Origin of the sequence: Spirosoma validum, assembly GCF_014699035.1 — a bacterium.
In the GTDB taxonomy this organism is placed as follows: Bacteria; Bacteroidota; Bacteroidia; order Cytophagales; family Spirosomataceae; genus Spirosoma; species Spirosoma validum.
Genome location: NZ_JACXAA010000003.1, coordinates 771,120 through 797,837 on the forward strand (window position 1 = coordinate 771,120; position 26,718 = coordinate 797,837).

The window sequence follows — 26,718 nt, forward strand, 5'->3', positions numbered from 1 at the left end:
AATAAAAGCGACAAATTAGGGGAGAAACGTAGCGGCTAACCCAAAATGTATTACCGGAAATTTGCACCTGCGCCCCATTTATCGCCGTTTGTGGAGTGTTATTTTGCCTGGGAGAAACAGGAGATACTACTTCAGTCGATGCAAATTGAATCGCCACCGACCAGTTTTACATCGATGCTGTTTAATTACGGCGATACGTATCGGGTAGGTAACAGTAAACACGCGTCATTACTCGCTCCGCCAGCATTCCTGACCGGGCAGGCAACCCAGAGTTATAGACTGGAATTGAGCGGCCGAATTGGTATGGTTGGGATTGTCTTTAAACCAGCGGGTATAGCCTCTCTATTTGGGTTACCCATGTTTGAATTCACTGACGAACGCGTCAATTTGGTTGATGTACTTGGCATGTCGCTCCAGATGTTGCACGAACAAGTTGCCGAAGCCCATGGGCCTGTAGAGCGGGTTCGGCTTCTGGAACAATTCCTGAATCGTCAGTTCCTGAAAAAAAACGATACGTTCGATCGAACAGATTATACGGCAAACCTGATCGTTAAGCGTAATGGCGTTGTCAATGTGGGCGAATTAATGGATGAACTCTACGTTTGTCGGCGCCAGTTTGAGCGGCAATTTTTGCAGAAAGTAGGAGTAAGCCCAAAGTATTACGCTCGAATTCGGCGAGTAGGTTATTTGTGCGCCCAACTTGCGGGTCAGCGCTGGCAGATTGACGACTGGCATGAGCTGATTTACCGATGTGGCTATTACGATCAGTCGCACTTTATTCGGGAGTTCACGCAGTTTACGGGTAAGCGGCCAACACTTTACGTAAAAGATAACCTCGAACTGACTAAGTACCTCTCCTGACGAATGCCGCATTCGTAGTTCATAAGATCTATTTTTCAATACACGGCAAAGGACGTAGTGCTTCTGATTAAGAACGTAAGTAAAAAGTAGGGTTATGGGTCCTTATTGGTTTTAAAGAGACTTATAACTATGAAAAAAACGTTTTTCGCGCTGTGTCTGGCAACGGCTTTATTGCTCAACGTAATCGACAGCTTTGCTCAGAAAGGCAAATCACTCTATACCTTCCCGATTGGCGTTCAGGCTTATACGTACCGAAATAGTTTTCCGAAAGATGTTGCCACGACATTAGATACCATTAAAGCGCTTGGCATCACGGAAATGGAAGCGGGCGTTCCGAAAGGAATGGCGCCGGAAGAGTTTAAAAAAATGTGTGATGCGCGGGGCATCAAAATACCCTCAACAGGGGGTGGCTACGAGCAAATGGCGAAGGACCCGACGGATGTTATCAAAAATGCAAAAGCGCTGGGTGCTTCCTACGTAATGATCTCCTGGATTCCTCATCAAAAGGGTAATTTTACCCTGGAGAACGCCAAACAGGCCGTTGCCGATTTTAATAAAATTGGTAAAGTTTTAAAAGAGAACGGGCTGACTTTCTGTTACCATAACCACGGCTACGAATTCCAGCCTTACGAAAACGGTACGTTGTTTGACTACATTGTTAAAAATACCGATCCTGCCAATGTTTCGTTTGAGATGGATATTCTGTGGGCGCAGCATGGTGGCGCGGACCCGGTTGCCTTGTTGAAAAAATACGGTAGCCGCTTTAAGCTGATGCATCTGAAAGACCTCAAAAAAGGAATCAAAGGAGACCTGACCGGCGGAACGCCCCCCGAAAACGACGTAGTACTGGGAGATGGACAAGTCAATATTCCCGAAATTCTGCGCCTGGCGAAAAAAGCGGGTGTGAAGCACTATTTTATTGAAGATGAGAGCAATAAAGAGTACGAGCAGATGCCTAAAAGCATTGCGTATCTGAAAAGTTTGAAAGAATAAAACGTGGGTTTCTGGTTGTTGATTATGTGCTTCTGGTGAGTAATAAGTACAACTACACGACGTAATGACTTGCTAAGGCTGTGGGATTATGGGAACAATTGTGTTACGAATCGCACCATGCACCTCCAAAAAATGATGCCGGAGGTACTGAAGTTTCCACAGGTGTGGCCAGCTTCCTGAAGGATACGATTCCGGCACCAAAAGCGTTCAGCAAACGCTTTTTCAATATACGGCACTGGACAGACATGCCATGTGGCGGTCATTTTGCCGCACTGGAAGAACCTGAACTTCTGGTCGAAGCTATTCGGACGTTTTTTCGGTCTTCATGTAAATAAATACTTGGTTGTTAGTACGATTTATTATACCGGACTAACAACCAAGTATTTATTTAGACCCCTAGCGAACCGCCTAACGTTACGTCTTCGCTGTGAATGGGATGGCGGCTGACGTGATGGCTGCCGGGATGCTGTTCTTCTTCCTCTTTAGCACGATTATTAACGAATGATTCAGCCAGAACCGTTAGCTTACGGTCTGTTTCTTTTTCTTCATCCAGGGTTTTTTCAAGTAGTTCAGCGGACTGTGTGAAGTCGAGTACGTGAGCCAGCGTTAGCAGTGAGCCATAGATTGCAATTTCAAAATGTTCAATCTTTTGGGCTGCAATGATCAGCGCAGCGTCACGCGTTAATGAGCCCTCTTCTGTATCATCAATTACCCTTCTGGCATCGCTGATCAAGCCATCAATAGCATCTGAACCGCGTTCCTCAGTTTTCATACCAATGATTCTGAAAATTTCCTCTAACCGCTCGACCTGATCGCGGCTTTGCGCCTGATGCTCCAGAAAAGCAGTCTGTACTTCATTGGTTGTGCTGGCGTCGGCCTGGTCGCCCAGCGCACTAACGATTCGTTTCTCAACGTAATAAACACTTTTTAACTCGCTGATGAACAGATCTCGTAAGCCTTCGTCTGTTGTTGTATCACTACCGCTAAAAAAACTAGCTATTCTTTCTGATAATGCTGCCATGACGTTCAAATAGTTGATGTTAACTGTCTTATTTATTAATGTAACTCTAAATCTGTGCCAACTGTTGATTATCAACTATTTGCAAGCGGGTGAAACATACTGTGTTTATGTTTTTCTACAGCATACGTAGCAGATTTTCACCCCTTTGCTAGTCTCATACGGTGAAATATCTCATTTGAGATGTAAAACCTAAAAACCAACTGTAGATTCAGATTATTCGGCCTTCTATAAAATCGAATAATACTATGTGGTGTTTTAATTAATTAACGAAATAAGTTAAAACTAGTATTATAGTTAATTAGTTAAGACAAAAAATTTAATTTTTATGTCTCAATTATTCTGCACAACTTAAAAACCAGAAATGTAGTTAAGCTATTTATACGTACAACAACGACCATGGATAACACAAATTCACTGCTTTATTTTGCATCACAGTGCTACAAACAGGTGCAGCTTTCGGTAGAAAAAGGTACAGACTCCTACACGTACGGTGAGTTTAGCCGACAGTTTCAGGAATTACTCGAGGCATCGGGTGACGCAGAGTATACCAAAAACATGACAATATTATTGGTTGAAGAAGCCGCCCGATTGAAACAAAACACGGATTATCTGCGTCAGGAGTTAGCCTTCGAAGCAAAATCATCCTCAACGGGAAATCGTTCTAAAGCGGGTAAATACGAGGAAACGGCTTTTGAAACGAACCATCAACCCGATCTGCAAAACCGGCGTATAGGCCGTAACGCGCGATAACGTCTTTAATCAATGCGGCTATATAGAGCGGTGACGACGGACTGCTGTGTATAGCCGTGTTTAGTTCAGTTGAGGTTTGATGGACGCTAAAATCCGATTCGCAAGAGCGAGCGACTGTTGGTAGTCGCGTAAGAGTTCTTCGCGTGTAGACCGTCGAACCAACAGCGCGTTCTGAAATTCCGTTTCGCCAGTAAGGGCTACCCAATTGACAGACGACGTTCCAGTTACTTTTCCCGCCAGTGGAAATCGCCTGAGTATGTAGGGACCTATGATTGTATTCGTCGTTTCCAACTCCGCCGTTTCGACCTGCACAATCGTTTCGTATTTTTTGTAATAATCGAACAGAGAATTTTTAATTGAAAAGCTACTGATAACCTGCATGTTGCCCGTGCTTTTTAGATCAGAGAACGTAGCATCTTCGGCTATGAATCGGGGGCGCTTAAAAATAAACCGTACGTTGTCGGCAAATTGCTGATATGTAGGCTTAGCTGTCTGTGTATTCAGCCCGGAGAGGACTATGGTTTTCTGAATAACCTGTTGCGTTTCAGCAATCACTTCCTTTAGTTGACTCGTATCCGTCTGGATCTCACTGTAAAGTCCCTTCAGGTACGTTTGTTCTAATTCCTGCTTATGTCGCCCATCTTTCCACTCATCAAAGGCGAAAGAAATGGTGATGCTGAAAATGATGACGATAATTTCTAGTACGTATTCTGGCCAGCGTTCGCGAATCAGCCCGGAGAGTTTACCAAAACTAGTGATGGGTTGAGGGGCTGATGAAGCAGGTTTTTCTTCCATGTACGTAGCAAACCAGATTTACGTCAAGTATACAGACTTCGTAGCTAATAACCAGCGGCTTGTCCATCTTTCCGCATTTCAGTAGCACCCCAATACACTCGATTCACAGCATCCCATTGAATAGCCTGATAGCCGCCAAAAAAATCGGTTGGCGCTAAATGATGCCCCCGTTTTTCCAGTTCGTTACGTACTGCACCATCAATACTGCTTTCCAGGGCTAGCCGCCCGCCATCGGTCATACGGGTTCCGGTTGGTTCGCTACTTCCCGAGTGGCTGAACCGAGCCGCGTCTCCCGCTTCCTGAACGTTCATGCCAAAGTCGATAATGTTGCATAACACCTGCACATGACCCTGCGGCTGCATGGCTCCGCCCATGACGCCAAAACTCAGGAAAGGCTCGCCATTTTTCGTCACAAAACCGGGAATGATAGTCGTGAACGGACGCTTACCGGGCGCATACACATTAGCGTGATTGGGCTGCATGCTGAAGCTTGTACCGCGATTGTGAAGAACGAAGCCCAGCCCGTCTGGAACCAGGCCACTCCCAAATTCCAGCATGTTACTTTGTATGAGCGATACCATATTGCCCTGATCATCAGCTACGGTCAAGTATACTGTATCGCCAGTACGTAGTGCGGGCTCTCCAGAGTCAAGGTGTTCGGACGCTTTTTGGTGATCAATTAGTTTCCGGCGTTTGGCCGCGTATCCTTTCGTAAGTAGCCAGTTTATAGAGTCTCTGGCAAAATCAGGATCAGCGTAATAACGGGCCCGATCTTCGAACGCCAGCTTTTTCGCTTCGACCAACAGATGCAGGTAATCCGCGCTATTATGTCCCAACTTTTTCATGTCGAAACCTTCCAGAATGGTCAGCATTTGCAGCACGGCAATCCCCTGCCCATTAGGCGGCAATTCATGCACGTCATACCCCCGATAGTTTGTCGATACGGGCTGTACCCAAGTGCTCTGATGAGCCGACAAATCTGCTTTGCGGAGATACATACCTGTCCGGCGAGCATACCGGTCAATGACGTCAGCCATTGCACCTTTATAAAAAGCATCCCGTCCGCCTTTCGCTATGGCTGAGTACGTAGCAGCCAGGTCTGGATTACGGAAAACCTGCCCTTCGGCAGGAGCTTTGCCATCGATCAGAAACGTTTTTCGGAAATTGGTAAACTCCGTGATATCAGCCTGAGCCGCTGCCAATCGAGTAAAGGCTACTTGCCAGGAATACGCGATCACCTGTGGAACAGGAACGCCTTCGCGCGCATATTGGATACTCGGCGCCAGCAGAGTACGCATGGGTAACTTGCCAAAACGTCGATGCAACCGGAACCAGCCATCAACCGTACCCGGCACCGAGACCGATAGTGGTCCATAAAGCGGAAGTAGCGTGCGTTTTCCCAGCACTTTTCGTAACGTATCGTAGGTCAGGCCCTTTGGTGAGCGGCCACTCGCATTCAGGCCATAAAGTTTGTGCTCTTTCGCTGACCAGACAATTGCAAACAAATCGCCACCAATGCCTCCGTTGTTAGGTTCAATAACGCCAAGTGCTGCGTTGGCGGCAATGGCCGCGTCGACGGCGGTGCCGCCCTGTTTAAGAATATCCAACCCGATCTGCGTGGCCAGCGGATGACTGGTCGCTATCATCCCGTGACGTCCCAGAACAGGACTGCGCGTCGCAAAATTAGGACCCGTAATGCGATCTCCTTTGCCGGTAGTCTGCCCGAAAAGCTGCGAAGAGAATAGCCAGAAGAAAGCGAAACTGTAGTGGATACATAACGTGTTCATGCTGTCGAGTTGGATTAGCTCGTTCGACGTAATCAGCGACTACGCCAAACCGTATTATGTTATCACCGAATTCAATACCATTACCCCTGCCAAGCCTGATACGGAAACCAGTGTTTCCATGATTGACCAGGTTTTGAGTGTGTCGGCCATGGAGAGCTGAAAATACTCCCGAAAAAGCCAAAAACCGGTATCATTCACGTGAGAGAACATCATACTGCCCGCCCCGATACTCAACACCATCAAGTTCGGCTCAACGCCCGTTGCGGTCAGCAACGGTGTAACAAAGCCCGCCGTGGTAATGCCGGATACAGTAGACGAACCGACGCATACGCGTATAAGCGCAGCCATACCCCAGGCTAGTACGTAGGGATGCAGTGACGAATCGTGCATCATATCCGCGATGGATTGGTTTACGCCACCTTCCGTCAATACCTGCTTTAAGGCGCCGGCTCCACCGAAGATCAGGAACAGTAACGCCACATCTTTAACGGCATCAGCCAGAAGACCGGTAACCTCCGGCATGGATTTTCCCCGCTGAAGTCCTAACGTAACAGTAGCCATCATAACCGCACAAAACATACTGACGACCGGTTCACCCAAAAAAAGCAACATTTGCTGAATGAACGAACCGTTAGGCAAAAAAGGAACAACCAACGTACTGCTGCCAATCAGTAGAATTGGCAGCAGTACGGTCAAAAAGCTGACAGCGGTTGAAGGCATCTGATCTTCCTGCAAATCAGGAGCAATAAAAGCGGGATTAGGTAACGTAGTGTATCGCTTTAGCGTTGAACCAAACAGTGCGCCCGAGATGAGGATGGCCGGAATTGACACAAGGATTCCGTAGAATAGCGTTAGGCCCATGTCGGCGTTGAATTGTTTCAGAATCGCCAGTGGGGCAGGGTGGGGGGGCAGGTAGCCCTGCGTAACGGACAAAGACGCCAGCATCGGCAGGCCAATGTACAGGGCAGGCAGTTTGTACCGGTAGGCTACCGTAATGACCAGTGGCGCCAGAAGCATAAAGCCAACGGAATAAAACAGCGGTAAACCGACGATGAATCCGGTAACCATAAAGGCCCAGCGTGCGTGTCGCGTACCGACCAGGTCCATCATGTTGATGGCAATACGTTGAGCGGCTCCGCTTTGGGCAACCAGTTTTCCAAGCATCGCCCCTAACGCAATGATAGCCGTAATGGAGCCAAGCGTACTGCCAATCCCTTTCTGAATGGCGTCCAGAATGACTAGTGGTTTCAGCCCCAGGGCTAGTCCGACGCCAAGTGAAACGGCTAAAAATGCCAGAAAGGTATGCAGTCGAACCAGGGAAATAAGTGCAATCAGAGCCAGAATGCCGAGCAGCGTAATTGTTAAGGGCATAACCAAATTGAACGAACCTACTCGGCAAACGGGAATCGGATGGGTATCTACTTGTCTTATCCCCGGCTCAATACAATTTGACTTTGTAGCGATAGCGCCCACGGAAATATTCCCGCATTTTGACAACCTCCCGATTCTGATCCGAAATCCAGAACGTAGCATGAGCATCCGACTGTCCGTAATCAATTGTCAAAAGCCAGCAATTGATTTTAGCGTTGCCACCCATAACTAAATCTTCCCGACCAGTTACGGTTAATCGGTAATAATCCGAAGCGGGGCTACCCGGTTCATAGAAGGCGATGGCAAATTCCTGTCCCACTTTTTTGAACGGAAGCAGGGGTAAAATCTCTAAATCCATCGGAAACTCAAAGGCTGGCGGATTCATCACTACGTTGAAAGCACTGTCTCTGGCTGTACGACGACTGGCGGGAGGGATCGTTACCGTTGTGCCGTTGAAGACAAAATTTCGGATTCCCCGTTTCGTATACGTAGCATTGTGCGTTAGTGGCGCTAACGAGGATAGTATACCCGTTGCTGTTACGTCGGCTAGCAGGGAATCTTTCTGGTACCATTTCCAGCCGAACTGATAGGTTTTTTGGCCGGTGGGCGTTGTCGAAAAGCGGATGGTACGGTCCCAGAGATCGGCGGTGGTTAAGCGATTCCCTGTCAGGCTATCTTCGAAGAAAACGGCGTAGGTACGTTTTCCCTCCTGAAGGGCCGCTAGGTTTAACTTTCCATTACTTGTATTAATGGTGTCGACTTGAGCAGTTGACGTAGTGAATGAATAAGCGAATATGCAAATGGTAAAAAGGAGGTGTTTCATGCGATACACAGTGAAGTTGAGCGCTAAAGTATCGCTCGATCTGCCTGATGACCAACTCAATTTTCTCAAATGCCTTTCAGGAATGATAAAGTGGCTGATCCGTTGGATAAACGGGTTACTGGTCTACACTTATTCGTGTACTTTTCGTAACTGTAGACCAGTAACCTGTCTGTAATCCTCAATAAATCTTCTCGTAGTACTCTGCGGCCATGCGATTTGCGCCAAAAAACGCATTGACATCGTTCATGCTACGTAGTACCAGCGCCTGCCAGTCAGCGGGACGATCATAATACATCGGCAGAATTTCATGCTCAATCAAGTCGAAGAGATTGTCCCGATCCTGTTCATCGCGGGCATGGTCGGGTAGGAGTGGATCGGCTTCCGGGACCAGAAAACTGTTCTCGCCCGGCTTGGTAAACTCCCGTACCCAGCCATCATTCGTCGAGATGTTAACGGACCCGTTCATGGCCGCCGTCATGCCGCTGGTACCCGACGCTTCGCGCCCCACAATCGGCGTATTGAGCCAGCCATCGGAGCCGTCCTTCAACATCTTCGAGAGACCTAACTCATGACCCGTTAGCACGGCCATGTTCGGGAACAAATGACTCAAATAATACAAATGGTTGAACACATCGGTAGCGCCACCATCCATCGGATACGGTTTCCCGGCCCAAATGATCTGTACCGGATAGTTTGTTTGATTAAGCAACCACGTGAACCGTTCCAGATCCTGTGTCAGCAAATCGGGTCGTTTATACGTAGCAAACCGGCGCGCCCATACCAGCGTCAGTACGTTCGGGTTGAAAAGCTTTCCGACCTGATCGGCAACGATGCGGAACAGCGGACGCTTTAGCTCAAGTTTCCGGGCTGCGATGGCTTCTTTGTCTTCGGCCAGTCGGGCGGTTTCAATCGTCGAATCCGTCCAGTAACGCTGATTTTGCGCGTTCGTTACGTGTCCAATCGGGCAGATTCCTTCGTAGCGCCCCCACATTTGCCGCGCTACTTCGCCATGCAGTTTGGAAACGCCGTTTGCCTGCCGACTCAGACGTAGCGCTACCAGCGAGTGATTGAACACATTGTCCTGAATACCACTAATTTCCCGGATGCGGTCCATGGATACACCCCCGAAGAAGCTCATCTCGTTCAGGAGGTAGATGTCGTGCTTTTCGTTGCCTGCTTCTTCCGGCGTGTGGGTCGTAAAGACCATTCGTTTACGCACCTCATCCGCAGAACCCAGCTTCTGATAGAGGTAGAAAGCGGCCGATAAGGCATGCGCTTCGTTCAGGTGATAAACATCCGGTGTAGCGCCAAGGGCATCGATCAATTTTGCCCCACCAATCCCCAGCAGCATACACTGCGCAATTTTCAGACGCGTATCGTTATCATAAAGTCGGTACGAAATCGAGCGGGCGGCCCCATCGTTTCCATCAATATCACTCGTTAAGAAAAATAACGGAACGGTCTGAAAATGCTTGGGATCTAGATAATAAGCTCGTACCCGCACGGGCCTGCCCGCTATGTCCAGAGTGAACTCAATGCCCGTATCCTGCAAAAAGAAATACAGTTTCTCCCGAAACTGTACGTCCATGGCATTATCGGTCTTTCGGACCTGATCATAATAGCCGTATTTCCAAAGCAGGCTGATGCCAATTAGATTCTGATTCAGCTCAAAGGCACTTTTCATGTGCGAACCCGCCAGAAATCCCAAGCCACCCGAATACGTTTTCAGTGCCTGATCGGCGGCAATCTCCATTGAAAAATAAACGACTGACTTTTTAAAACGGTCATCAATTGAGTAAGGGGGCCGAAAGGCCGCAGGAAGTTGAGAGATCATAGGCGGTTTAAGTAAGAAGAGCAAGGTAAACAAATTACCCTTTAGTTGCCTCCGCAAAAATCAGCGCCTTGTCCAGTACGTCGGCTTCTTAACCAATCATACGGACAAGGCGCTGATTTTCCCTAAATACGACGCTCGACCTCAGTCTTTTTTTCGTAGGTAAACGTTGTTGCTGATCGATTCCAGTCGAACCTTGGGACCTCCGCCATTAACGGTTCCTTCCAGCATATACCCGACTATTGGATTTTTCTGCTGCTTTGACGTAAACGCGATGTCCAGATCTGAATAGACTTCTCCTGTAATCGTTTTCATAGCCAGATTCGCCCCCTTCGATTTAGGCCAGCTCATGTCGACGTAACCGCTGATGGTTTTGGCAAAAACGGATTCGGTTCCACCCTGAATATCGATATTGCCACTGATCGTTTCGATCTTCAACTGTGCTTGTCGGGGTACAAATACCTGATAATTAATGTCACTGCAAATGGTGTGTCCTTTACCATCGCGATCGACGTTCATCGAATAATGCTGCTTCGGACAATCTTCGTCTTTCCCCTGTTTAATAAGCTCTTTGTCGAAATCCGTTTTGAGGCTGACTTCTTTATCGGTTGAGCCAGTCATTACGGTCAGGGCGTCGTTTAACTTGCCGCTGTTGATGGTGACGGAGATACGTACTGATACGTTCGGTTTATCCCAATAGCGAACTCGAATGCTATCCGCAAATTTCAGGTTTAAATTAACGAGTTGACCGGACGTAACGGGCAGTGATTTTTCGATGATTTTCTGAGCAAAAGCCGGGCGAATGAGCAGGCTAAACAGGAGGAGGAATAGACTTTTTTTCATGGCAACCGATAGGAATAAAGGGTTCTATTTTTGCTTCCGGATGTAGATGTTGCTGTTGATGGTATTGAGTTTCAGCTCAACGCCACCGCCGTTGGTTGTTCCATCGATGTTATGACCACCGCCTACTTTGGTCATCCCATCTTTTGTGGTTTTAACACCCAGATCAAAATCGGTATACATTTCACCCTGAATCGACCGGAGCTTCAGATTCGCTTTTGCGCTGGCTGGTAACGTAATGTCGATAGGGCCATTGATTGTCGAGATAGCCGTTGGCTTTTCCTGACTCAGACTAGCGTAAACAATACTCACCTCGCCGTTGATCGTGTTCGCCACGACGGGGCCCGTTACGTTGTTCAGATCAATAGATGAATTGTTCGTGCGAATCTCCAGGTCGCCATCCATGTTGCTGACGGTAATGTTCGAGCCGTGCCAATTCGTTTCCTGATAGAGAATTGCAACTTTTCGGGGCAGTTTGATCGTGTAGTTAATTTGTTTGCGAGCCGCTTTCTCAATTTTCAGCCCACCGTTTTCCTGCGTTACCGCTAAGCCGATACCAGAATTATCAACGGCCGTGTTGTAAATCGGTTTCAGCCCTTTCGCGCGTTCGGGTGGCGCTTCGTAGCCCGACGATGCCTGAATAATAACGTCATCGCTATTGTGGCCTTCGATTTTGAGTTGGGTAGCGTCCATCGCAATCGTGACTTTGTGATCTTTGGTATTTCCCAGTTTGGTTTTGTATTCCTGAGCGTTGGCCGTAGTGAGACCGTAGGCCAAACTGATGCTCAGCAGAAGCAGCTTTTTCATAAATTGATTTGACTTAAGTGGTGGTGTTTATCACGCTCGTCGTTTAGGACGGTGTTTTTTTGTCGTGAATTAAATTGTTGGCGCCTTCTTCAGCTTTCAGACGTACCGCTTCCAAGGCCTGCTGATTCTGCGCCAGACGCTGCATTTCTGCAACAGCCCGCTTTTCTTTGATGGTTACCAGTACGTCGATGAGTGTGATCTGAACGTTCGGGTCGGTTTGAATCTTCAGCGACTGAATCAGCCCATCGCGTACGCCCGGCTCATTTTCGAAGCGTGTCAACGCCTGACAAGCTGCTAATCGCACGTTTACGTTCGCATCAAAATTCAACGTATTGAGCAGCAGTTGTGTAATTTCCTGATCAGCCTGCGTAAGCTCGGAACTCTGGTTAACGGCCTGGATACGTTCGCTGGCCGATGTTTTGGGTTGTGGTTCATAAGCCAGTACCTTTTTTATTTCCAGTGACGATGTTCCGTTACCAGCGGCTACGTTCACGTCTGCCTGAGTTGACCGCCATTGGTTGTAGAGGAGGCCGCCCGCAAAGCCGATAATCAGCAGAGCGACACTGGCTACCAGTCGTAAACTCCAGGAGGTCAGGCTAATTACCCGGACCGGTTCAGGCACATTTAGTTTGTTCGCCAACTGGTTAATCGACGCAGCCGACGGATGCTGATTCCGGGCATTGGCGAAATAACGAAACTGCTCGGCGTGTTGCTGTAAATGGGCTGGAATGTCGTCTTGCTGAAAAAAATTGCGTAACTGCTTTTCTTCGGCCAGCGAGGTTTCTCCTTCGTAGTATTTCTCCAGTAACTTATCAATGTCCTGCTTCATAATCGTTGGCTTTTACGTAGTTGTCCCGCAGTCGTTGTCGTGCCCGCGATAAAATCACACGAATATTATTGACGCTCAGTCCCGTTATCTGTTCGATTTCCTCGAACGAGTATTCTTCAACGTCACGTAGGTGGAGAATGAGTTTTTGCTGATCGGGCATCGTGTCAATCAAATTACGAATCAGATCGGCGCTATCTGCGAACTCCACCTGTTGATACGGCGAAACACCGTCGGACTGCACACCCAGCAGCTCGGCGTCGTCCGACATCTTCCGCTTGTTGTGTGCTTTCAGCTTATCCAGACACAGATTTTTAGTCATCTGCACGGCTAACGCTTCGACGCTATGGTAGGCATCCAATTGCTGCCGATTGGTCCATAGCCTGAGCAATACATCCTGCAAGGCATCTTCCGCTTCTTCGCGATTGCGTAGAAACAACTGAGCCAGCCGAAACAGGCGTCCCTGAACGGGCAGAATGCGTTGCTTGAAAGCTTGTAGATCCATTTCAGTGACAAAGACGACTGAAATCAGAAAACATTACAGGCAGTGGTGATTTTTTTAAAGAAGACGAAAGAGAAATTGATAGTCTTCTGCTAATCAAAGAGATATCTTGTGGAGATATGAATTTCGATCCTGTTTGTGATTCCTCTTAATTGTACCAGAAACGCCGAATGGAATAAGCGTCAAAGTGACCGTCACGACTAAGGACAGCCATATCGTCTAGTATGGATTGGGCAATGATAATTCGATCAAAGGGATCTTTGTGATAAAAAGGTAAGGATCTGACCAGAGCGGTATGTTCAAAACGAATGGGTAATGTCGTGATGTTGTTCTCCCAAACAATTCGGTTGAGTTGGTCAAATGGTTGAGATAATTCGAGTTTACCGCTGATACTTAATTTGATGGCGATTTCCCAAAAAGACGCAATACTCACAAAATTGGTATTACTCGGATTCTCGATCAGGTTTTGGCAGGTTTGACTAAGTTGAAGATTACCTTCTAAATACCAAATAAGGGTATGCGTATCTAATAATAAGTTCACGGCATGTAATCCTTAAAGTCCTCAAGTGGCTCATCGAAATCATCAGCCATAAACGTAACTAATCCTTTGGCGCTACCAAAACGTGGTGTCCGCACAGGAGGATGTAGCAAGCGCATTAGATCATCATACACTTGCATAAATTGCTCATCTGACAATTCTGCAATTTCTTTTACAACGTGTATTTTAAGTTCGGCGGCCTGCATAAGAACCCGTTTTTGATATGAATATACAAAAGAGAATTTAAATTCCCTTTCGTACATCATTATCCCAACCTAACCTAAACAACAACCTCACACCTTCCGAATCAGATCCAGCAATTTGCGATCCAGTTTATGGCCGTGCCAATCTTCGTAGGCAACGTCGGTACGGCCTGAATCCAGAATACCAAATGAGCCGACAAACTCCCAGAGCGCAAACCCGATGCCGTTGCTGGTCAGGATATCCAGTACGTCGCTGAACCAGGCCAGAAATACGTTGTGGGGTGTTTTATTCCAGCAGCCGCATTCACCACAATGCACGCCAACGCCTTTGTTTACCAGATCAATCCAGGGCTGATAGAACGTTTCGAGCATCGCACGGCTCAGGTATTTGTCGCCGACTTGCCCCGGCCATTTGGGTTCGGGCAGATGATCTGGATCTTTGTTTGCCCAGGGCGCTTTGTAATGAGAAATAATGCCCGGATTGTAGCCCCGGCAGCTTTGAGCGATGTTAAGGTCAGTAAGCTCAGGAATGACCGAACTGCCCGTATCGTTGCCGTCGGCGATGATCAGATGCTTTGGGTTTTCTTTCCAGATAGCATTCGAGGCAGCCTGCGCCACCTTGCGATACGTAGCACCCGGCACACTGCTACGTTTGGAATGCTGGTCGTTCATGTCGGCCCGCATACTGGGTTCGTTGAGCAGATCGAAGCTGATTTTTTGCGACGATACGTTCTTGTAGCGTTTCGCCCACATGTTCCAGTGAAAACAGAACGCATCAAGGGCGGCCTGATCAGTCCAGAGGTTATACGGTTCGTGGAAACCGGCATTGATGCAATAACCCGGAGCCCGATGCAGGTTCAGACTGACGTGCAGGTTGTATTTATGGGCCATCGTAACCAGCGCGTCGATTCGGTCAACGGCCTGCGGATCAATCTGGTACACTTCTTCTGGCGTGATATTACGACTCCGGTCGAATTTCAGGTAAGACGGATAAGCCATCGGGATGCGCACAAAGTCGAAACCCCAATCCCGCATCCACTTAAAATAATCTTCCTGCGTGGCCGGGCGACTATTCGCCAGGTCGGGTGAGAAGAAATCCAGCATGTTAAAGCCTTTCCACTTCGGCAGCTTGTTTTTTGCTACGTTTGGGGTTGAGGCTGTAGCCAGTAAATCTGTTCCAACTGTACCAAGCGCCGTCGTAAGCAGGCTGGTATTCTGAATAAATGTCCTCCGTTGCATGACGAATAGAGGGTGAAAAACCGCTGATCTACTCACTCAAGAAGTAATGAGAGCAAATCGAAAAAAACGGCTTGACGCGTTTGTATACGTAGGGAAAGAAGCTCAACAGTAAATTATTCGACCCCTCCGGGGTCACATGTTTATAGCTATACCAGATTCCTATAGACATGTGACCCCGGAGGGGTCGTACAAATATTCACGTTCTAGCTCTGGGCACGTAGGCTTTACTGTCTGCTCGTTCTACGCAAGGCTTTATTGGCTTCCCGGATGGTCTGGTGAGGTAGATCGTACGTAAAGTAGCTTTCCCATCCTCGAAAATCGTAATGCCACCACTCCCACGGAAAAATAGAAAAGCCGACCCGTTCCATTTCTGCTTTCAGAATTGTGCGGTGAGCCAGCGACGCACTGTCCGACTGTGTGTAATTGTGATAAGCGCGCGGGGTGGATTCATCATAATCCGAAGGCATTGAGAGCCGCTTGCCCGTTTTTCGATCAAAAAGTGATAAGTCAATGGCCATACCCCGATTATGTTTGGACCCTTTTCGGGGATCGGCAACAAACGTAGTGTCGCCATGTTCTTCGTAGAAAAGCACCGTAATGGCATACGGTCTATATCCATCGAACAGCAATAACCCAAATCCCCGTTTCTTAAGATTCTCACTAGCCTGACGGATAGCCAATGCCGCTGGCTTGCGCATAAACACGTCAGCCGTTGGGTATAGTTTTCGTTTTAAGAAATTTGTCGTGTCGGCATACGTAACGTCGAACCTTGCATCAGGCAGTATCTCGCGCATGTCGACCAATTCATTATCGGGATCGGCTTCTACGATTTTTTTGTAGATCGCTACGTCATTGACAACGGGTAAACCATACTTGCTTTTCGGCAGATCAAACGTCAACTGTTTTTGGGCCAGCGCCGACAGGCTAAACGAGTAACAGGCGATTAATAAACCAGGGAGACAGCGAAACGAACGTAATGAATAAAGCATAGAGGAGGTTGTATCGCGTGATTACAGAAAAACGAATATAATCAATCGCTTGTCAAATTTTTGGTTCGCTCTACCCCTAAATTCCCTAACTCAACTTAACCGCCAATACCTCATGCGCTAATTGCCAGTGACCATTCCGTTTGCGCCAGATACGTAGGTAGGCTTGCTTTGTCTGGTTAAACGTAGCGTAGCCATAGCAATAGCCAAGATCGCCCGAAGGGGCCGTAACGGTTTGTAAACATTGATAATCGACCTGTTGCCCGGACGTTTTCGCTACGTGTTTTGCGGCTGCGCCTTCATAACGCTCATGGCCTTCGCGCAACAATCGGATTGAGTCACTGGCGGGCAGAACGGGCTGGTAAGCCTCGCACAACGTTTTGGTACGTGCTGTTTGCGCAAAAGTCATTTCAACATGCATCAACTCCCGGTTAGCCACGGCTGTATCAATTTTTATTATTGATTTGACCGCAAATTGAGTGGGCGAGATTAGTTCGGGAGCAGGTTGCGTGGGTTTGTCGTGCGTACAGCCAAAGTCGATCAACACTTTCCAGGCACCCGATGCGGTTTTATGCCAGATGCTCGTAAACTGACCGTAGGATACGGGCGTATCATCTAACGAGCGTGGGCGAAATGCAAATGGACCGGTCGTATAGCCAAACGTACCAGACAGGGCAATTTCGGCGTAATTGGGTTCCCAGCTAAGCTTTCCGGATACTTGAGGAATACGTGCATACGTAGCCTTGCCGGGACGAAACTCATTCCCTATGTAAACGACCGATTGCTGTTCATCGAGATTGTCAACGAATGAATCACGGATACCTTTCTCGATACCGGCTTTAGCAAAGCTTCGTTCGGCGGCTACCAGTGCCTCGTAATCGGCTTGAACAGTGCTGATTTGTTTGCGTGGCTGAGCAGTCCACAGGAGGACTGTCATCAGGAAAATGGGAAAGTTCATCGGTTTGTCTGATAAAGGTGCAGACCAAAACTAGATCCTTTGCTGTAATTCAGCCAATTGTGGTTAGTCTAACTGAGTAATAAAGAAGCCGAACTGGATGAAATCAACTTCGAGTGCACTACTCTTACACGTTGAGAAATTTCAGATCAGATGGGCTGCTAAGCAGTGCTCAACGTTACGTAATCCGGTTTCGAGTTCATCGGCAGTGGGGTAGCCGAATCCGATGCGCATGTATACGTTATCCTGCTCGAACCAATGCCCCGGACCAACAAGAGTTTGGTATTGCTCATACAAGGCTCGGTAAAATGCTTCTGAATCGATTTTGAAATCCGGTTTAAGTCGCGGAAAGCAAACGACACCGGCCGTAGGAGCAACCCATTCGAGGTATGAGGTTTCAGCAAAAAACTGGCGAATGATGGTAAAGTTGGCGTGAATGATCTGGTGCGTATCGTGCAGGCGGATTTCGCGTTCCTGAAGAACACGTAACGCAATCTGTTCATCGATGACCGAATTCGTGATCATAATCTGCTCTTTGGCCGCCAGAAACCGATGCATTATATTCTTATCGCGGCAGATAATCCAGCCGATACGTATCCCCGGTACGCCAAATGCTTTTGAGAGCGAACATACGGAAATAACGTTCGGACTTTTCTCCGCTACGTATGGGAGAAGCGGAGTCTGGAAATTCAGGTAACGGTACGTTTCATCGACCAGTAAATAACAGCCGTGCGCTTCGGCCAAGTCAACCAACTCATTTAGGAGGACTTCGGAAACAACGGTACCAGTTGGATTGTGGGGTGTTGTGATGCTGATCAGACGTGTGTTTGGTTGGATCGATCGCCGAATCTGATCCATGTCGAGTTCAAATTGGTTATCAAACGACAAATCGATAATGCTCATCGAGCAACCAATCGCCCGCGGTGTTTCCAGATTCGTACCATAATTTGGGCGAATCACCACCAGATGGTCGTTTGGACTGAGCAACGTAGTAGACACAATGAACAGCGCTGTTGCGGCACCGCTGCACACCAGTACGTCTGTTGGCAGGAAAACGGCACTCTCGCTGGCGATGCATTCGAGCAGTTCAGGATGGCCCCGATGATGCCCGTAACTTAATACCAGATCCGTAAGCTGCAGGTCCAGATCACGTAGCGAAATATCACGTACTGAACTTTCCGCCAGGTTGTATTTGATCGTTGAATACCCAATTTCTTCAGGGGATTCAATCTCAATGGGCATTCGGGTATAGTTCATGGATGGGTAATTATCAATCAACTTCCCGAACAGTTTAACTTTCCGGAAAGCCTTACTGATGAATGATTGGTCGCAGACTCGCCCGGTGTTTCACCAAAAGCGAATCGCTGGCCATCAGGGCAAAGATATGGGTTTGGGTTTCAGCAGAAAGAGTTGGTGTCCGGCTGATAATATCGATACCTTCGGGTGTAAAAAGCGTTTTGGAAAACCAGATAACTGCCCATTGCCCGGCTGGATCGATTAAAGCGACTTTCCAGGTGCTTCGCACGACACTCAGTAACCCTTTTCCGCGCCACACAAAGGTTGATGGGTCCGTTTCGTCCTGGTAATCGAAGCCAGTCAGGGTTTTCGGTTTGCCCCGTTTCAGGTACTTGACTTCATCGAGCAAAACGTTGGTGTTCGCTTTCTTGTCTGTAATTGAGTACGTAAAGGTGGGGTTGATTTTGTCGCCTTTTAGCCACATCGGGAAATTACTGCTGCCAACGAACCATGTGCCAATCAGCGCCTGAACAACTATTTCCATGTGCTTGCTTTAATGGGTTTACTCCGAACTTCTGAACGTAGATTTTTATGCTTTGGACTAAGCCTGTAGGTTTAACTGCTCTGAGTTGTCGTAAGTTTTGAGAGACGAATCGTCGGGGAAGATTTTCATCAGTTCAGGAAAGCTTCAGTTCTGGCTGGCATTTTACGTATCGTTCTCGTTTTTTTAATGTACATACTGTTTATTAAGCGGTAGTTTTTGCGCAAATTTGATCGATCCATACTACTCGATCAACCTACCTGGGTTTCCTCCTCTCAGCCTGGCGTAGCCGCATACTAGCTGAATTTATTTCCTGCTTTATCCTAACGACGCGTTTTTTATGAAACCTCGATTACTATGTCTATGCTTTTGGGTGTACATGTTTCGGCCATCATCCGATTTAGTTGCTCAGACCATTCCAGTTAGTTTGAGTATCAACACCGCAACGCCCGGCAACCGCATTCATGATGATTTTGTCGGTTTCAGCATGGAGCAATATACCCTGTCGACTGGCAGATGGGGCAATCTGGGTAGTTTCTGGATGGGTGGCACCAACGGCAATGCTCGGTTGAAAAAGCTCTTAACCAACATTAGTCCCCATTCCGTTATCCGACTCGGTGGTTTCACGGCCGACGATCGAATGGTTTGGCAAAATGCGCCAAGGGGTACCAGCACGAACGTCCGGGCTACGTATTCCGATGATACCGATAAGTTCTTTACGTTTCTGTCAGAAATTGGCTGGAAGGGGATTTACACCATTGGGTTACCCAATAATACACCGGCTAATGCCGTGTCGGAAGCGACGTATATCATGAATAAATACAGTGCTCAACTTCACAGCGTAAGCCTTGGTAACGAGCCTTATCTCTACACGAATATCTATCGGGATGCAGCTTATAATCCTGAAACTTATATGCAACAGGATTATCTGCCCATGTACGATGCCATCAAAGCGGCTAATCCAGCCATTCCGATCAGTGGTGGCGACAATGGCGCGCGCAAATACTACGGAGCGCAGAATCAGACCTGGAATAAGTCCTATACGGATTATGTAAACAATTCGGGAAGTAGCCGACCGCTGGCTGCGCTGAACGTGCATAGTTATGGATTGGGCAACAACGCCACTGTGTTATCGCGCGATGCGGCTGCCGACACGCTTATGAATTTTGACAATGCTCCGCTCATCTTCAAATCGACGTTGTTACCGTACGTAACCCAGTTGGCTCAGACAAAAAATGTCCCGCTTCGGTTTTCAGAAACGAGCAGTGCGGCTACCGGTACGTCCGACACTACGAACGTATCGCATACCTACGTGAGCGCGCTTTGGGCTTTGCAATATCTCTACACCCTGGCCTCTAGTGGCGTAAGTGGCGTTAACTTTCACTCGTCGGGCACCAGTGTTTATTCGGCAATTGACTGGGGAACGAGCAATACCGTAGCTTCTTATCGAATCGCCCCGATCTACTATGGGATGCTGGCTTTCGCGGATGGTGCCCGAAATCGACGGTTGTTGCCTGTTACACCATCCGAATCGAAGAGAAGTCCACGGGCCAGTTATTACGCCACTACGTCCGACGATGGGCAAACGGTAACCGTTACGCTCCTTAACAAAGATTTCACCAACTCGATTGATGCCCGTGTAAACATTCCTGGTATGCCGATTGGCACCGCTACGTATCAGACTCTCAAACCACAAAATGGTCGATACGATTATGTAGCGACGATTTCGTATGCAAATGCGCAGGTAGCCGCCGATGGCAGCTTTACCAAAGGGACACCCACCGCTATTTCGCCCGCAAGCCCAACTAGTTTTAGTGTCACCGTGGCGCCCATGACGGCGGTGATTGTTACAGTAAGCCGACAAGTACCGCCCACAGCTGGTAGTGGCAGCAGTCCTGTCAACAACCCTGGCGGTATAACCCTGGTGAACGTACCCGTGAGCGCTTTTACCAGCACTAGCTCCAGTAGTGCTGGTAGCCCTGCTACAATAACTAGCCTGCGCATTACCGCTTTCCCCACGAACACCACGAGCCTGACTGTCAATACGTCCGTCTATACAACGGCATCTCCCGAATTCAGTGGTGCTAATCCTGCCGGAGTACCCATACCTGCTGATGGGAATGGCAATCCGACGGTACCTATCGGTGTCGACCCTACGGATGATGTTAGTCCGGTAACTATTTCCTTTAGAGCCATTGATAATACGGGCCAGGAATCCGCTAATACGGGGACCGCGACGATTACCCCTGCTCCTGATCTAACCCCGATTCTGTATGCTCGTCCAACCACCGTCAACGGCTCGGCTCCTATTACCGTAGTCGTCGATGTGGTAGAAATCAATTCGATACCCAGCAGCGGCCTGATTACGATTAAGATTGCTAAAACCAATGCCGTTGATTTGAGTTTTGATGCGGGACTGACCCGTTTAGATGGACGATCGGTGCAAAACAGCCTATGGAGTTTCGATCGAAATTCATCGCCGGGTTACTACGTGCTGACGACCAGCCAGGCGGTTGCTGCTGGAAACAAACTTTCACTGGGATTAACCGGTATGCTGACTGCGGGTGCTACGTCGGGGGATTTAACCATCAGCGCAGTGCTTATGGGTAGCGGAGGAGAAGTACGAGTCAACAACAATACCGATGCCGATAAGATTAACGTCTTTCCAAACTGATCGTTCATTGGCTAATTACGTCGCCTGGCAAAAAAGCTGACCACAGAGAACACGGAGAAATACGGACTTCATCTGATTTTGCTTATTTAGCGCACCATCTGTTAGAATGTCCCCTTTATACTTGCTTTATCCTTAGTATCTATGAAAACTCAACTGCTACGTGCGTACTGTCTAGTCGCCATTTTGCTACAGCCATTAGGCTCGTTGGCACAGACCATTCCGGTTAGTCTGAGCGTCAATACGTCGGCACCGGGTAATCGCATCAATCCTGATTTTGTTGGGTTAAGTTTTGAGGGAAAAACGCTGACGACTGAAGGCGGTTCTGGAACGGTCGTATCCAGTTTTTGGGAAGCTACCCCGACCGCTCTCACTCGTTTCCGCAACCTGCTGACCAACCTCAGCCCGAGTTCGGTCATACGGGTTGGCGCGAATACAGGTGATCAACTGGCGTGGACACCCGGCAACCGGGGCACGAATACAAATGTGTCTCAACTTTTTAATTCCGACATTGATAAACTCTTCAACTTTTTGTCGACTGTTAACTGGAAATGCCTGTACATGGTCAATTTCGCCAAAGACAGTGCGAATTATGTAGGCAATGCTCCGGCTGAAGCCGCTTCGGAAGCTAACTACGTTTATTCGACGTACAGCCGTCTGGTGAAAAGTATCAGCATTGGGAATGAGCCGATGGCCTACGTAGTCAATAAATACCGGAACCCCTACAATCCCAGTCTTTACGTAGCTAATTACCTTCCGGTTTTTGATGCGATCAAAGCGATAAATCCGGCTATTCCGATCAGTGGTGGCGACATTGGCCGACGAACCGAATACAATACTTGGAACAGCGCCTATTTGCAGAAGATGAACAACCTTCCGGCAACCTCACCCGCGCGGCCAATCGATACGTTTAACGCTCACACGTATATATTCAGGAGTAATGAACTGACGGGTACCCCGGAACAATCCATTGATGCACTGCTTAATGCACTTTCGCCCGGCAGTACGTTTCTAACCAACCTGGATTACCTGAAAAATCTGACCAATACGTACAATGCGCCGTTCTGGATGTCGGAAACAAATAGCGTAGCGGGAAGTTTGGCGGGCGTAACGAATAGCTTTGCATCAGCTATCTGGGCGCTGGATTATTTATATACGCTGGCCAGTTATAATGTAAAAGGGGCCAATTTTCATAGTGGTGGCAATAGCCTCAGCTATGCTCCGGTTTATCGGGTTAGCTCTGCCAACGGTACGTATGCCATTGGCGCTATTTATTACGGTCTGCTGGCGTTTATGGATGGCGCCCGGAACCAGCGACTATTGACCGTTACGCCACCCAATTCCACGACCAGTCCGCGGGCCAGTTACTACGCGACTACATCTGATGATGGCAAAACCTTGACCGTTACGCTCATCAACAAAGATTTCACAAATACGATTGACGCCAGCGTGAACCTTCCCGGAGCGGCAATCAGCGCGGCTAGTTATCAGACGCTTCGGCCGCAGAACAATATGTACGACGTAGCCGCCAACACGTTCTATGCGAATGCACAAGTAGCGGCTAATGGCAGTTTTATCAAAGGTACTCCTACAGCTATCTCGCCTTCTGGTCCGAATCGCTTCAACGTTACGTTACCGCCTATGACGGCAGCCATTGTTAGCATTACACTAGCGCCTGACCTAACCCCGATCGTTTACCTGCGCCCTACGACCATCGCCGGCGCTACTGATGCCAGCGTAGTCGTAGATGTAGTGGAGTTGAATTCGATAGCCACGAACGGACTGATTACGGTTAAAATCACCAAGGACGCCAGAACCACGCTAAATTTTAACAGTGCAGCCACTACGGTAGGGAATCGTTCCGTGCAGAATGGAGCCTGGGGTTTCAACAATTCAGATCCGTCTTATTACGTGCTGACCAGTATGCAGTCGGTTGCTGCGGGCGATAAGCTTTCGTTTGGGTTAGAGGGTATTATGAATCCTGGTGGCACGACCGGTAGCCTGACTCTGAGCTCGGTCATTCTGGGAGCGAGTGGTGGCGAAATAAACGTGAGCAATAATAGTGATGCCGATAAGATCGAATATTTCCAGCAATAGCTATTGAGATGCAGTTGTCGATTGATCGCTATCCAGTTCTTTAATTTGGTACGCTACCGCATTCGCACCTGGTTCGGCTTCCTGATGAATTCGCTGAGCGTAGTAACGGGTAAAGCTTGCGCCATAATAAAAAATCAATGATGCATAAAAGACGAACAGAAGCACCAGAATAATAGCCCCCGACGTACCGTATAAGGAACTCACGGGACTGTTGATTAAGAGTCGATTCAGGATTTCTTCACCGATTTCGACCAGTAGACCCGTTACTAAAGCGCCGACCCAAACCGCTTGCCAGCGAATCCGAATATCAGGCAAATACTTAAAAACAACGGCAAACCAGATCGTTAGTATGATCAGTGACAGAAGGTGCTGTCCGGTGTCGCTTGATAAGTCATGGCCACTGGTACCGGCGAATAGCTGATCATTTATTGGCGACAAGGTGCGGCTTATCGTTAGTGATGCCATGAATAAAAAGCCCGAGAAAATAATGATGCCTAAGGCAACAACTTTGTCGAGCAGTACGTGCCAAAAACGTCGTTCGTCCGAATGTTTGACGCTCCAAAGCTGATTGAGCGAGTTTTTGATGATGGCAAATAACGTAGTGGAGGCTAACAGAAGAACAAACACGCTCAGAACCGTCAGTAACGTAGTCGATCGGCGCTGCTGAAGGTGCTGGGAAATATCCTGAATTTGTTTAGCACTCTGATATCCAAACAGATCGGCCAGTTTATGGAACAGTTGCCAGCTAACCCGCTGGTCGTGGCCGGATAGCAATTCGCCATATAACTGGCTCAGAATAATCACAATAGGAGGGAGGGCAAAGAAGCTGAAGAAAGCTGTTGCTGCCGCCATTCGAATCGGATCGTTGGCTTTCAGATTAGCAAAAGCGTCGGCCGCCAATCGAAAAACAGGAGTTACTTTTTTCAAGATTCACCAGATTGTACTGACTTAGCTAACGAGCTGGGAATCAAGATAGTTTAGAATATCGTTTTGCCTCTTTTTTCTCAGTCGGTTCTGGCTTTGTTTTCGCCAGTTTAATCTAAGTATAATGTAATTGGTACGTTGTAAGGCTTTATTGTAATCTGAAATTAATCGGTAGATTATAATACACATTTACCGGTTTGCCAGTCTGCCGGGCCGGTATCCAGTTGGGCATACTGGCAACAAGCCGTATCGCTTCTTCGTCGGTTCCAAATCCGAAGCCCTTTAAAACTTTCACTTGTTCAATACGTCCTTGATCAGTAACCACAAAGTTGACGAACACACGTCCTTCTACCCGTGCCCTGCGAGCGGCTTCGGGATAACGTAGGTTTTTTTCGATGTATTGGCCTAGTTTTCTCATACCACCCGGAAATTCAGGATGCTGTTCAACAACGGTAAATATTATGGAAGGCTGCTTTTGGGTTGAATCTGTCTGAGCGTGTGCGGGTAGGCAAAGAGCCAATGAGATCAGTAAAACAAATGATAACGCTTTCATAAAATGAGCCGATAAGGTAAATGCCTGAGTATACAAGTATTAGTCGTTAACTTAGTGAATTGGATAACATCTAATTGGTTCTTTTTAGGCAGTGGTACGTAGTGTTCAGCGAGGATGTCAAACCTGCCTGGCATAATCGTTGATGGTTATAGTTGGCTTACCCAGATCAGCCCAGGTTTGTTCGGCTTCGAAGCGTTCGGGGTACTTATTCAGCGCTTCGAGAATGTGGCCACCGTAATTCATTTTCTGATTGAATCGGCCCAGAAACTGCAATACTTCGACTGGCGCTTTCATCAGTAAAAGCTTTTTCTGCGGGTAGTGCTGGACAAATTGCCGGGCCGCTTCTTCGTAGGTGTAAGCCTCCGGTCCCTGAATGACGTAATCCCGATTCTGATCGTCCGATTGCTGAAACGCGCGTACTACCTGCCGACCGTAATCCGATCCGGCAATAAACCAGAGTGGTATGGTCGACGAGCCCCCCAAAGCCAGAAAAGGACCCTGTATCTGCATCAAAAAACTCTCCATAAAGGTGGATGGGTAGAAGATTGTTACAGGAATATCCGATGCTTTCAGTAAACGTACCGCTTCGTGCTTGATGTCGAAAACCCACCAGTGGAACCCGTTCATGCCCTGATAGCGCATCACCAGCGACGATAAATAGCCAATTCGCTGAATGCCCGCCTGTTTTGCTGCCGCAATAATCGTTTTCATACCATCCGTTTCCGTATGAAAATCGCCCGGTTTTTCGTCTTGACGAACTGATAGATTCAGATACAGCGCCTGTTGGTTCTGCAAGCCTGCCCGGATGCTTGCTGGGTTTTGCAGATCGGCCTGTATAATGCGGGCTGTTGGAAATAATGACCGGACCTGTTCTGGATGGCGCGCTAAAATAGTAACAGAAAATCCGGCATCGATTAACTGCTGCGTTACAGGCTTACCGATCAGCCCGTTTGCACCAATGATTGCAATGTTCATAAGCACATGATTCTGACAAGAAACCGTGCAAACTACTGATAGAAAGCAAAATAGCAAAGCAGGGTCGGCTCATTGCTACACAATTGGTATGAAAGAAATTTACCTGTACAAATCATTCCCTGATTTACACACTTGATACAGCTTTTCTGCGAACTGATACTAACGTTGATTGAACACCTCTATGCCGAACCGCTATTATTGTGTCGTTCACACCAATCCACACCACACTACCCCTCTTTTCACCGCACCATTCACTACTTGCCCGATGGCTCAGCAATCCGTTGAGCCATCGGGCAGAAAACCTTTTACGCTGAAGTGCATAATTGTCCTTTATCTGAAGTATACAGTCGGCATAAAGAGACCCTCACCACACTAAAAATTGTCGCTGTTTTGCGCCGATCGACTATTGCCGAGCATTATCTGTATGAGCTCGCTGTCTTCCTCTCTTCGATGCGAAAGAATTAGTGATTTTTTTAATCTGAAGCCGGTGTTAATAATCACTAAGTAGCTAAGTTCAGCTTTCGTAAAGCGAGATTGATAAAATCTACCGTTCAGTAACTTAATTCAGGCAAGTATAAATCTCCATTAATTTA

The 26,718-nt window shown here is 47.8% G+C and carries 26 protein-coding genes; 6 read left to right on the forward strand and 20 right to left on the reverse strand.

Features of this window, described 5'->3' with window-relative positions:
- The first annotated feature begins 45 nt into the window (after window positions 1-45).
- From IC230_RS11990 to IC230_RS12000, 3 genes are all read left to right on the forward strand, one after another.
- Window positions 46-861: a helix-turn-helix domain-containing protein gene (locus IC230_RS11990; RefSeq protein WP_191039207.1), complete on the forward strand. Its 816-nt coding sequence runs from the start codon at window positions 46-48 to the stop codon at window positions 859-861.
- Window positions 862-990: 129 nt separating this feature from the next.
- Window positions 991-1,854: a sugar phosphate isomerase/epimerase family protein gene (locus IC230_RS11995; RefSeq protein WP_191039208.1), complete on the forward strand. Its 864-nt coding sequence runs from the start codon at window positions 991-993 to the stop codon at window positions 1,852-1,854.
- 80 nt (window positions 1,855-1,934) lie between these two features.
- The gene (locus IC230_RS12000) at window positions 1,935-2,189 is read left to right on the forward strand and encodes a hypothetical protein (RefSeq protein WP_191039209.1); all 255 of its coding nucleotides are present in this window, start codon (window positions 1,935-1,937) and stop codon (window positions 2,187-2,189) included.
- Between the two features lie 53 nt (window positions 2,190-2,242).
- Here IC230_RS12000 and IC230_RS12005 read toward each other — a convergent pair whose 3' ends face one another.
- The gene (locus IC230_RS12005; protein WP_191039210.1) at window positions 2,243-2,875 is read right to left on the reverse strand and encodes a YciE/YciF ferroxidase family protein; all 633 of its coding nucleotides are present in this window, start codon (window positions 2,873-2,875) and stop codon (window positions 2,243-2,245) included.
- Window positions 2,876-3,271: 396 nt separating this feature from the next.
- Here IC230_RS12005 and IC230_RS12010 point away from each other — a divergent pair, with 396 nt between their 5' ends.
- Entirely contained in the window at window positions 3,272-3,625 is a 354-nt protein-coding gene (locus IC230_RS12010) for a hypothetical protein (protein ID WP_191039211.1), read from the forward strand.
- 60 nt (window positions 3,626-3,685) lie between these two features.
- Here the strand turns inward: IC230_RS12010 and IC230_RS12015 are convergent, their stop codons facing one another.
- The 16 genes from IC230_RS12015 to IC230_RS12090 form a co-directional block, all read right to left on the reverse strand.
- Window positions 3,686-4,420, reverse strand: coding sequence for a hypothetical protein (locus IC230_RS12015; RefSeq protein ID WP_191039212.1), 735 nt, complete (start codon window positions 4,418-4,420; stop codon window positions 3,686-3,688).
- A 44-nt stretch (window positions 4,421-4,464) separates the two neighbouring features.
- Window positions 4,465-6,207, reverse strand: coding sequence for a gamma-glutamyltransferase (gene ggt, locus IC230_RS12020; RefSeq protein WP_191039213.1), 1,743 nt, complete (start codon window positions 6,205-6,207; stop codon window positions 4,465-4,467).
- Window positions 6,208-6,261: 54 nt separating this feature from the next.
- Window positions 6,262-7,578 (reverse strand): gluconate:H+ symporter, encoded by a 1,317-nt coding sequence (locus IC230_RS12025; protein WP_191039214.1) that lies wholly within the window; start codon window positions 7,576-7,578, stop codon window positions 6,262-6,264.
- A gap of 67 nt (window positions 7,579-7,645) precedes the next feature.
- Window positions 7,646-8,401, reverse strand: a complete 756-nt coding sequence (locus tag IC230_RS12030; RefSeq protein ID WP_191039215.1) for a hypothetical protein — start codon at window positions 8,399-8,401, stop codon at window positions 7,646-7,648.
- 178 nt (window positions 8,402-8,579) lie between these two features.
- Complete coding sequence (gene glgP / locus IC230_RS12035) at window positions 8,580-10,235, reverse strand: alpha-glucan family phosphorylase (RefSeq protein ID WP_191039216.1); 1,656 nt, start codon at window positions 10,233-10,235, stop codon at window positions 8,580-8,582.
- Window positions 10,236-10,376: 141 nt separating this feature from the next.
- Entirely contained in the window at window positions 10,377-11,075 is a 699-nt protein-coding gene (locus IC230_RS12040) for a DUF4097 family beta strand repeat-containing protein (protein WP_191039217.1), read from the reverse strand.
- Window positions 11,076-11,099: 24 nt separating this feature from the next.
- Window positions 11,100-11,879, reverse strand: coding sequence for a DUF4097 family beta strand repeat-containing protein (locus IC230_RS12045; RefSeq protein ID WP_191039218.1), 780 nt, complete (start codon window positions 11,877-11,879; stop codon window positions 11,100-11,102).
- Window positions 11,880-11,922: 43 nt separating this feature from the next.
- The gene (locus IC230_RS12050; RefSeq protein ID WP_191039219.1) at window positions 11,923-12,708 is read right to left on the reverse strand and encodes a HEAT repeat domain-containing protein; all 786 of its coding nucleotides are present in this window, start codon (window positions 12,706-12,708) and stop codon (window positions 11,923-11,925) included.
- Window positions 12,692-13,210 (reverse strand): RNA polymerase sigma factor, encoded by a 519-nt coding sequence (locus IC230_RS12055; RefSeq protein WP_191039220.1) that lies wholly within the window; start codon window positions 13,208-13,210, stop codon window positions 12,692-12,694. The genes IC230_RS12050 and IC230_RS12055 overlap by 17 nt, the downstream gene beginning before the upstream one ends.
- Window positions 13,211-13,355: 145 nt before the next feature.
- Entirely contained in the window at window positions 13,356-13,748 is a 393-nt protein-coding gene (locus IC230_RS12060) for a type II toxin-antitoxin system VapC family toxin (RefSeq protein WP_191039221.1), read from the reverse strand.
- The gene (locus IC230_RS12065; protein WP_191039222.1) at window positions 13,745-13,951 is read right to left on the reverse strand and encodes a DUF2281 domain-containing protein; all 207 of its coding nucleotides are present in this window, start codon (window positions 13,949-13,951) and stop codon (window positions 13,745-13,747) included. The genes IC230_RS12060 and IC230_RS12065 overlap by 4 nt, the downstream gene beginning before the upstream one ends.
- Before the next feature lie 87 nt (window positions 13,952-14,038).
- Window positions 14,039-15,187, reverse strand: coding sequence for a glycoside hydrolase family 5 protein (locus tag IC230_RS12070; protein WP_191039223.1), 1,149 nt, complete (start codon window positions 15,185-15,187; stop codon window positions 14,039-14,041).
- A 224-nt stretch (window positions 15,188-15,411) separates the two neighbouring features.
- Entirely contained in the window at window positions 15,412-16,176 is a 765-nt protein-coding gene (locus IC230_RS12075; protein WP_191039224.1) for a M15 family metallopeptidase, read from the reverse strand.
- Window positions 16,177-16,261: 85 nt separating this feature from the next.
- Complete coding sequence (locus IC230_RS12080; protein ID WP_191039225.1) at window positions 16,262-17,131, reverse strand: YybH family protein; 870 nt, start codon at window positions 17,129-17,131, stop codon at window positions 16,262-16,264.
- Window positions 17,132-17,272: 141 nt separating this feature from the next.
- On the reverse strand, window positions 17,273-18,385 hold the full coding sequence (locus IC230_RS12085; RefSeq protein ID WP_191039226.1) for an aminotransferase class I/II-fold pyridoxal phosphate-dependent enzyme: 1,113 nt from the start codon (window positions 18,383-18,385) through the stop codon (window positions 17,273-17,275).
- Window positions 18,386-18,437: 52 nt separating this feature from the next.
- Window positions 18,438-18,908: a lipocalin/fatty acid-binding family protein gene (locus tag IC230_RS12090; protein WP_191039227.1), complete on the reverse strand. Its 471-nt coding sequence runs from the start codon at window positions 18,906-18,908 to the stop codon at window positions 18,438-18,440.
- A 337-nt stretch (window positions 18,909-19,245) separates the two neighbouring features.
- Here IC230_RS12090 and IC230_RS12095 point away from each other — a divergent pair, with 337 nt between their 5' ends.
- Both IC230_RS12095 and IC230_RS12100 read left to right on the forward strand, forming a co-directional pair.
- Window positions 19,246-21,579, forward strand: coding sequence for a hypothetical protein (locus tag IC230_RS12095; RefSeq protein ID WP_191039228.1), 2,334 nt, complete (start codon window positions 19,246-19,248; stop codon window positions 21,577-21,579).
- 141 nt (window positions 21,580-21,720) lie between these two features.
- Window positions 21,721-23,673, forward strand: a complete 1,953-nt coding sequence (locus IC230_RS12100; protein WP_191039229.1) for a hypothetical protein — start codon at window positions 21,721-21,723, stop codon at window positions 23,671-23,673.
- On the opposite strand, the gene IC230_RS12105 is transcribed toward IC230_RS12100, so the two are convergent.
- The 3 genes from IC230_RS12105 to IC230_RS12115 form a co-directional block, all read right to left on the reverse strand.
- Window positions 23,674-24,600 (reverse strand): YihY/virulence factor BrkB family protein, encoded by a 927-nt coding sequence (locus tag IC230_RS12105; protein ID WP_191039230.1) that lies wholly within the window; start codon window positions 24,598-24,600, stop codon window positions 23,674-23,676. It lies immediately after the preceding gene.
- Window positions 24,601-24,745: 145 nt separating this feature from the next.
- On the reverse strand, window positions 24,746-25,150 hold the full coding sequence (locus IC230_RS12110) for an energy transducer TonB (RefSeq protein WP_191039231.1): 405 nt from the start codon (window positions 25,148-25,150) through the stop codon (window positions 24,746-24,748).
- 117 nt (window positions 25,151-25,267) lie between these two features.
- Window positions 25,268-26,125 carry an SDR family oxidoreductase gene (locus IC230_RS12115; protein ID WP_191039232.1) on the reverse strand — a complete coding sequence of 286 codons (858 nt, stop codon included), beginning with the start codon at window positions 26,123-26,125 and terminating at the stop codon, window positions 25,268-25,270.
- Window positions 26,126-26,718: the final 593 nt, after the last annotated feature.